5 protein-coding genes are annotated in these 7,117 nt (G+C 59.0%); 4 read left to right on the top strand and 1 reads right to left on the bottom strand.

What is annotated here, in order from left to right; all coding sequences use genetic code 11:
• Window positions 1-201 precede the first annotated feature (201 nt).
• Window positions 202-1,671 (top strand): alpha/beta hydrolase, encoded by a 1,470-nt coding sequence (locus GJA_RS20600; protein ID WP_051781193.1) that lies wholly within the window; start codon window positions 202-204, stop codon window positions 1,669-1,671.
• Between the two features lie 77 nt (window positions 1,672-1,748).
• Here GJA_RS20600 and uraH read toward each other — a convergent pair whose 3' ends face one another.
• A complete protein-coding gene (uraH, locus tag GJA_RS20595) occupies window positions 1,749-2,102 on the bottom strand; it encodes a hydroxyisourate hydrolase (protein ID WP_038496036.1) in 354 nt (117 codons plus the stop codon).
• Window positions 2,103-2,211: 109 nt separating this feature from the next.
• Between uraH and puuE the strand changes: the two genes are divergently transcribed.
• The 3 genes from puuE (at window position 2,212) to xdhB (ending at window position 7,113) form a co-directional block, all read left to right on the top strand.
• Window positions 2,212-3,165 carry an allantoinase PuuE gene (puuE, locus tag GJA_RS20590; RefSeq protein WP_038496034.1) on the top strand — a complete coding sequence of 318 codons (954 nt, stop codon included), beginning with the start codon at window positions 2,212-2,214 and terminating at the stop codon, window positions 3,163-3,165.
• A 68-nt stretch (window positions 3,166-3,233) separates the two neighbouring features.
• Window positions 3,234-4,751: a xanthine dehydrogenase small subunit gene (xdhA, locus tag GJA_RS20585; protein ID WP_339325679.1), complete on the top strand. Its 1,518-nt coding sequence runs from the start codon at window positions 3,234-3,236 to the stop codon at window positions 4,749-4,751.
• Between the two features lie 10 nt (window positions 4,752-4,761).
• The gene (gene xdhB / locus GJA_RS20580; RefSeq protein ID WP_038496032.1) at window positions 4,762-7,113 is read left to right on the top strand and encodes a xanthine dehydrogenase molybdopterin binding subunit; all 2,352 of its coding nucleotides are present in this window, start codon (window positions 4,762-4,764) and stop codon (window positions 7,111-7,113) included.
• Window positions 7,114-7,117: the final 4 nt, after the last annotated feature.

Here is a 7,117-nt window from a genome sequence, read left to right as displayed (position 1 = left end):
GCGGGGCGATGCGTAATGGAATTTACACTTGACTCTGTAATGACGTGTATTGAATAGTGGCATCTTTAGTTGATTTATGGAATCATTAGAGTGCTTACCAATCTTGTTAAATCGATTTATTCCTTGAGTGCATGCGCTGCGGCCGTGTTGCTTGTTCCGCCAATTGCCTCTGCGCAAACTCCCAGCACCTTTCAAATTGTCATGCCTTCCTCCGCGACCGCACCGGTCAGTGGACGTCTGCTGCTGTTCATGAAGTGCGGCACTGGCGACAAGAGTGTCGAAGTGAATCTGTTTGCGCCCGAGAGCACCTGGATCGCGGCGCAGGAAATCCAGGGCGTGGCGCCAGGCGCAACTGTGCAGTTTCATGCTGATAGCGGCGCTTATCCGAAACCGTTTAATGAAGCGCCTGCATGTGCGCGCGAAATACAGGCGGTGCTCGACGTGGACCATACCTATAATCGTAACGGCCGCGATGCCAGCGACTGGGAAAGCGATGTGATCACGGTGGCGCAAGACCAGGCTGTGCCGGCCATCAAGCTGGACCATCGTGCCGCGAGCACTGTCAGTCGCACTCCTGTGATGGGCATCCCGCCGATCGTCAAAGAGGGCGCGGCACAAGCTTTCGATCTCAAGAGCACGCTATTGAGCCATTTCTGGGGTAAGGATGTTGCTCTCAAATCATGGATTGTGTTGCCGCCCGATTATGAGAAAAACTCGCACGCGCGTTATCCGACCGTGTATTGGACGCATGGTTTTGGCGTGCCGAAAGACTTCAGCGCCCAAACCGCGACGCAAATCCGTGCCCGCATGGACAGCGGACAATTGCCGCCGATGATATGGGTGATGTTGGAACAGCGTACCCCTGAAGGTACGCATGAATTCGCCGACTCGCTGAATAACGGCCCGTGGGGCACCGCCTTGACGACGGAATTGATTCCTGCGTTGGAACGGAAGTACCGCATGGATGGAAAACCTGCCGGCCGCCTGCTGACCGGTCATTCCAGCGGCGGCTGGGCGACGCTGCAGTTGCAGCTGAATTTCCCGCAAGTGTTTGGCGGAACCTGGCCCAGCTCGCCGGACTCGATCGATTTCCACCAGTTCATCCAGTCCGATATTTATGTCGCTAACGCCAACGTCTATCATAAGCCTGACGGCAGCCCATGGCCGCTGGCGCGTTTTAATGGCAAGGTGATTGTCACGCTGGAACAAGCTGCCAAGATCGAAGCGGTGCTCGGCACCTATGGCGGGCAGTTGGCTTCGTTTGACTGGGTGTTTTCGCCGCGCGGCGCGGATGGTCGGCCGCGCCCTCTGTTCGACCGTGCCAGCGGCGCCGTCGATGCGCAAGTGGCGCGCTACTGGCGCGATCATTACGATCTGGCGCAATTGCTGGAACAGCGTTGGCCGAAACAGCATGCCTTGCTGAAAGGCCGACTCCATATGATTGTTGGAACGGAAGATACGTTTTACCTGGATGGCGCGGTGCGCAGCTTCGAGCAGCGTTGGAAGGTGCTCGACAGCGACGCCAAGGTCACGTATCTCGCTGGCCGCAACCACCTGGACCTGTATACCGTCGGCCAGGATGATTTGGGCCTGTTCGACGAGATCGGCAAGCAGATGTATGCTGTGGCAAGGCCGGGTGTGACTTGGAAAGCCAAGGCTGCCGTGCATTAAAACGGTGGAAGTCCAGACAGGAGGCAGGCCATGCCGCTCTCCTGTCTGGAATGCTTATCTTGCATGCTTATTTAAAATCAACTGCCGCGATAGGTTGAATACGACCACGGCGACACCACCAGCGGCACATGGTAATTTTGATCGGAATGGGCAATACCGAACGCCAGCGTGACCAGGTCGATAAAACGCGGCGACGGCAGCTCGATGCCCTGGCTGGCGAAATAATCGCCGGCATTGAAGACCAGCTCATACTGGCCGGCTGTCATCGTCTCGCCTTCCAGCAGCGGCGTCGAGCAGCGGCCATCGGTATTAGTGACATCCATCTTTAGCAGCGTCTTCCCTTCCGGCGTGACCGAAAACAGCGCCACCTTGACGCCGGCGCCCGGTTTTCCTTGTGCAATGTCCAGCACATGCGTACTCAGTTTTCCCATTGTTACCCCTATATGTCGAAGTTGAATCTGCTTATCGGCCAAATCATATACTGATGTAGTGAGCGGGCTATATCATTCGACATATACCTTACATAGACGAGTACCCGCCATGACGACTTACGACAATTATCCGCGCGACCTGATCGGCTACGGCCGGACACCGCCGCACGCGCAATGGCCGAACCGGGCCCGCATCGCCTTGCAGTTCGTATTGAACTATGAAGAGGGCGCGGAAAACAATGTCTTGCATGGCGACCCAGCCTCGGAAACGTTTTTGTCGGAAATTATCGGCGCCGCGGCGTTTCCGATGCGCCACCTGAGCATGGAGTCGATCTATGAATACGGTTCGCGCGCTGGCCTGTGGCGCTTGCTGCGCATGTTCGAAGACCGCAAGCTGCCGCTGACGGTATTTGGCGTATCGATGGCACTGAAGCGCAATCCGGAAGCCGTTGCCGCGTTCCAGCAACTGGGGCATGAAATCGCCTGCCATGGCTTGCGCTGGATTTCCTATCAAAACATGGATGAAGCGACCGAACGCGAGCATATGCGCGAGGCGGTCGGCATGATCCAGGAATTGACCGGCGCCTTGCCGCAGGGCTGGTACACCGGCCGCGATTCGCCGAACACGCGCAAGCTGGTGGTCGAGCATGGCGGCTTCCGCTACGATTCCGATTATTACGGTGACGACTTGCCGTTCTGGGAAAAGGTCGCCTATACCGATGCCGCCGGCGCGGCGCAAGTCCAGCCGCACCTGGTGGTGCCGTACACGCTCGATACCAACGATATGCGCTTCGCCGCGATGCAGGGGTTTAACTCCGGCACGCAGTTTTTCGATTATTTGAAGGACGCGTTCGACGTGTTGTACGCGGAAGGCGATCCGCATGGCTTGAACCAGCCGAAGATGTTGTCGGTCGGCTTGCATTGCCGCCTGATCGGCCGTCCGGCGCGGGCCGCCGCGCTGGCGCGTTTCCTCGATTATGTGCAAGGGCACGAGCAGGTATGGATCACGCGCCGCATCGATATCGCCGAGCATTGGCATGCGACCCATCCGTTCACAGCATAAGGATATTGCGATTGCTTGATAAGCGACATCAGATTATGGATATAGCTGTCGCGTCTCCGGGTGGTAACCTGCATACTGGGATCAAGCTGTTATCAAACCGAGGCAACAATGTCAGAACCGATTCGTTTTTTTTCCGTGGCGCAGTACAAGAGGTCGCCAATGTTTCTACTACGCAAACTGTTTTACAGCATTTGCGTGAGGATTTGCATTGCACAGGGACCAAGGAAGGTTGCGCCGAAGGCGATTGCGGGGCTTGCACAGTGGTGCTGGGCAGCTTGAACGAAGCTGGTCAGGTGGAATTGAAGGCGGTTAATTCTTGCATCCAATTGACGCCCACACTGGATGGCAAGGCGTTGTATACGGTCGAGGATTTGCAACAGGATAATGGCGCCTTGCATCCGGTGCAGCAGGCGCTGGTCGAATGCCATGGTTCCCAATGCGGTTTCTGTACCCCGGGCTTTGCCATGTCGCTGTGGGGCATGTACCTGAAGCAGGAAGGAAAACCCGATACCAGGCCGCGGCGCTGCGATATCGACGATGCCTTGTCCGGCAATCTGTGCCGTTGCACCGGTTATCGGCCGATCATCGACGCCGCGCACCGCATGGGCGAATTGCCGCGTGTCGAACTCGACCGCGCTGCGCTGGCCCGGCAATTAACCGCGTTGCAGCGCGATAGCATGGTTACCTACAGTTCGAATGGACAACAATTCCACGCGCCGCGCACGCTGGAAGAACTGGTGCAATTGCGCGCCGAAAAACCGGCGGCCTGTCTGCTGGCCGGCTCGACCGATGTCGGCTTGTGGGTCACCAAGCAAATGCGCGATCTTGGCGACATCATTTATATCGGCCAGGTTGGGGCCTTGAAAACCGTCAAGGAAGCGGATGGCTTGCTGGAAATCGGCGCCGGCGTCAGCTTGAACGACGCGTACCAGGCGCTGTGCAGCCATTACCCGGATGAATTGTCGGAAATGTGGCAACGCTTCGCGTCGCTGCCGGTGCGCAATGCCGGCACCTTGGGCGGCAATGTCGCCAACGGTTCGCCGATCGGCGATTCGATGCCGTGGCTGATCGTACTGGGCACGCAGATCGTGTTGCGTGGCAAGCATGGCCAACGCGTGATGCCGTTGGAAGATTTTTATCTCGATTATCAAAAGAAAGATTTGCAAGCGGGCGAATTTGTCGAAGCCGTGCGCGTACCGTTGCCGCGAGCCGGTATCAAATTCCGCACCTATAAACTGGCCAAACGTTTTGACCAGGATATCTCGGCCGTCTGCGCCGCGTTTGCATTGACGCTGGACGGCGACCTGATCCAGCAGGCGCGGATCGCCTTTGGCGGTATGGCGGCGACGCCGAAACGCGCCGCCAGGGCGGAAGCGTCGCTGCTTGGCCAGCGCTGGAGCGAGGAAGCCTTGAAAACCGCAATGGCCTTGATGGCGCAGGATTACGCGCCGTTGTCGGACATGCGCGCCTCCAGCGCCTACCGCATGACAACCGCGCAAAACCTGCTGCGCCGCTTCTGGCTGGAAACCCGGGCCGATGCACCGTTGCCGCGCAGCGCGGTCAACGCCTACGCTAACCGTGCTTGAGGAGAATACGATGAACCATCCTGGCACAGCGGAAGTGACAGCAGCCATCAAAACAGCGGCATGGAGCGGCGTCGGCGTGGCGCGCGCACATGAGTCGGCCGAGTTGCATGTGCTGGGTCAAGCCAGCTACACCGACGATATTCCCGAAGTGCAAGGCACCTTGCACGCGGCGCTGGGTTTGTCGCAAAAAGCCCATGCGACCATCAGCGCCATGGATTTGACGGCGGTGCGCAGCGCGCCCGGCGTGGTGGCGGTGTTGACCGCCGCCGATATTCCCGGCACCAACGATTGCGGGCCCATCATTCATGACGATCCGATTTTGGCCGAGCAACTGGTGCAATATGTCGGCCAGCCGCTGTTCATTGTTGTTGCCGACAGCCATGATCATGCACGTCGCGCAGTGCGCCGCGCCGTGATTACTTACGACGAATTGCCGGCCATCCTGACGCCGCAAGCGGCCAAGGCCGCGCAATCGTATGTGTTGCCGCCGATGCAGCTCAAGCGCGGCGATTTCGAGGCCCAGTTCCAGCAGGCGCCGCATGTGGCGCGCGGCCAGCTGTATGTCGGCGGCCAGGAACAGTTTTACCTGGAAGGCCAGGTGTCGTACGCGATTCCGAAGGAAAAAGCAGGCATGCTGGTGTTGTGTTCGACCCAGCACCCCAGCGAGATGCAACACGTCGTCGCGCACGCGCTGGGCGTGCATTCGCACAATATCACCGTCGAATGCCGGCGCATGGGCGGCGGTTTCGGCGGCAAGGAATCGCAATCGGCGTTGTGGGCGGCGGCGTCCGCGATCGCCGCGGCAACACTGAAACGACCGGTCAAGCTGCGCGCCGACCGCGACGACGACATGCTGGTGACCGGCAAGCGCCACTGTTTTTATTATGAATATGAAGTCGGCTATGACGACGACGGCAAGATCCTGGCGGCGCGGGTCGATATGACCTTGCGCGCAGGTTATTCTGCCGACTTGTCCGGCCCGGTCGCGACCCGCGCCGTGTGCCATTTCGATAACGCCTATTATTTGTCGGACGTCGATATCCGCGCCGCTTGCGGCAAGACCAATACCCAGTCGAACACGGCGTTCCGCGGTTTTGGCGGTCCGCAAGGCGCGATCGCGATCGAGTATGTGATCGATGAAATCGCCCGCACGCTGGGCCGCGATGCGGTCGATATCCGCAAGCGCAATTTTTACGGCCGCAACGATGAAGAAGGCCGCAACGTCACGCCGTACGGCCAGAAAATCGTCGATAACGTGATCCACGACCTCGTTGCCGAACTGGAAGAAAGCAGCGCCTACCGCCAGCGCCGGATCGACATCGACGCCTACAATCATGGCAGCCCCATCCTCAAGAAAGGCCTGGCCCTGACGCCGCTGAAGTTCGGCATCGCCTTCAACGTCACCCATTTGAACCAGGCCGGCGCGCTGGTGCATGTGTATGTCGACGGTTCGGTGCTGGTCAATCATGGCGGCACGGAAATGGGGCAGGGCATCAATACCAAGGTCATGCAAGTGGTCGCGCATGAACTGGGGCTGGATCTGGCGTATGTGCGGGCCACCGCCACCGATACCAGCAAGGTCGCGAATACCTCGGCCACCGCCGCATCGACCGGCGCCGACTTGAATGGCAAGGCGGCGCAAGACGCGGCGCGCCAGATCCGCGAACGGCTGGCCGCTTACGCCGTCAAATTGTATGGCGGCGACGAATCGGCAGTGGTATTTGCCGACAATACCATCCACGTCAATGGCCATGCCGTGTCATTCCCGGAACTGGTGCAAAAAGCCTATCTGGCGCGGGTGCAACTGTGGTCGGACGGTTTTTATGCGACGCCCGGTTTGCATTGGGATGCCAAAAGCATGACCGGCCATCCGTTTTCGTATTACGCGTATGGCGCGGCGGTCTCGGAAGTGGTGGTCGATACGCTGACCGGCGAATGGAAGCTGTTGCGCGCCGATGCCTTGTACGACGCCGGCCAGTCGCTCAACCCGGCGATCGACGTGGGCCAGGTCGAAGGCGCGTTTATCCAGGGCATGGGCTGGCTGACCACCGAGGAATTATGGTGGAATGCCGGCGGCAAGTTGATGACCCATGCGCCATCGACGTACAAGATTCCCGGTATTTCCGATTGTCCTGAAGATTTCCGCGTGCAACTGTTTAAGAACCGCAACGTCGAAGACAGCATCCACCGCTCCAAGGCGGTTGGCGAACCGCCGCTGCTGCTGCCGTTCTCGGTGTTTTTCGCGATCCGCGACGCGGTCTCCAGCGTGGCCGGCCACCGTATCAATCCGCCGCTGAATGCACCGGCCACCAGCGAAGAAATTCTCAAAGCCATCGCCGCTGTCGAAGCGGCCACGGCTTGAAGGC

The sequence above is a fragment of the Janthinobacterium agaricidamnosum NBRC 102515 = DSM 9628 genome (genome assembly GCF_000723165.1).
GTDB lineage: Bacteria > Pseudomonadota > Gammaproteobacteria > Burkholderiales > Burkholderiaceae_D > Janthinobacterium > Janthinobacterium agaricidamnosum.
Note: the sequence above shows the minus strand (reverse complement) of the source record. Positions and strands in the feature narration are given on the sequence as shown.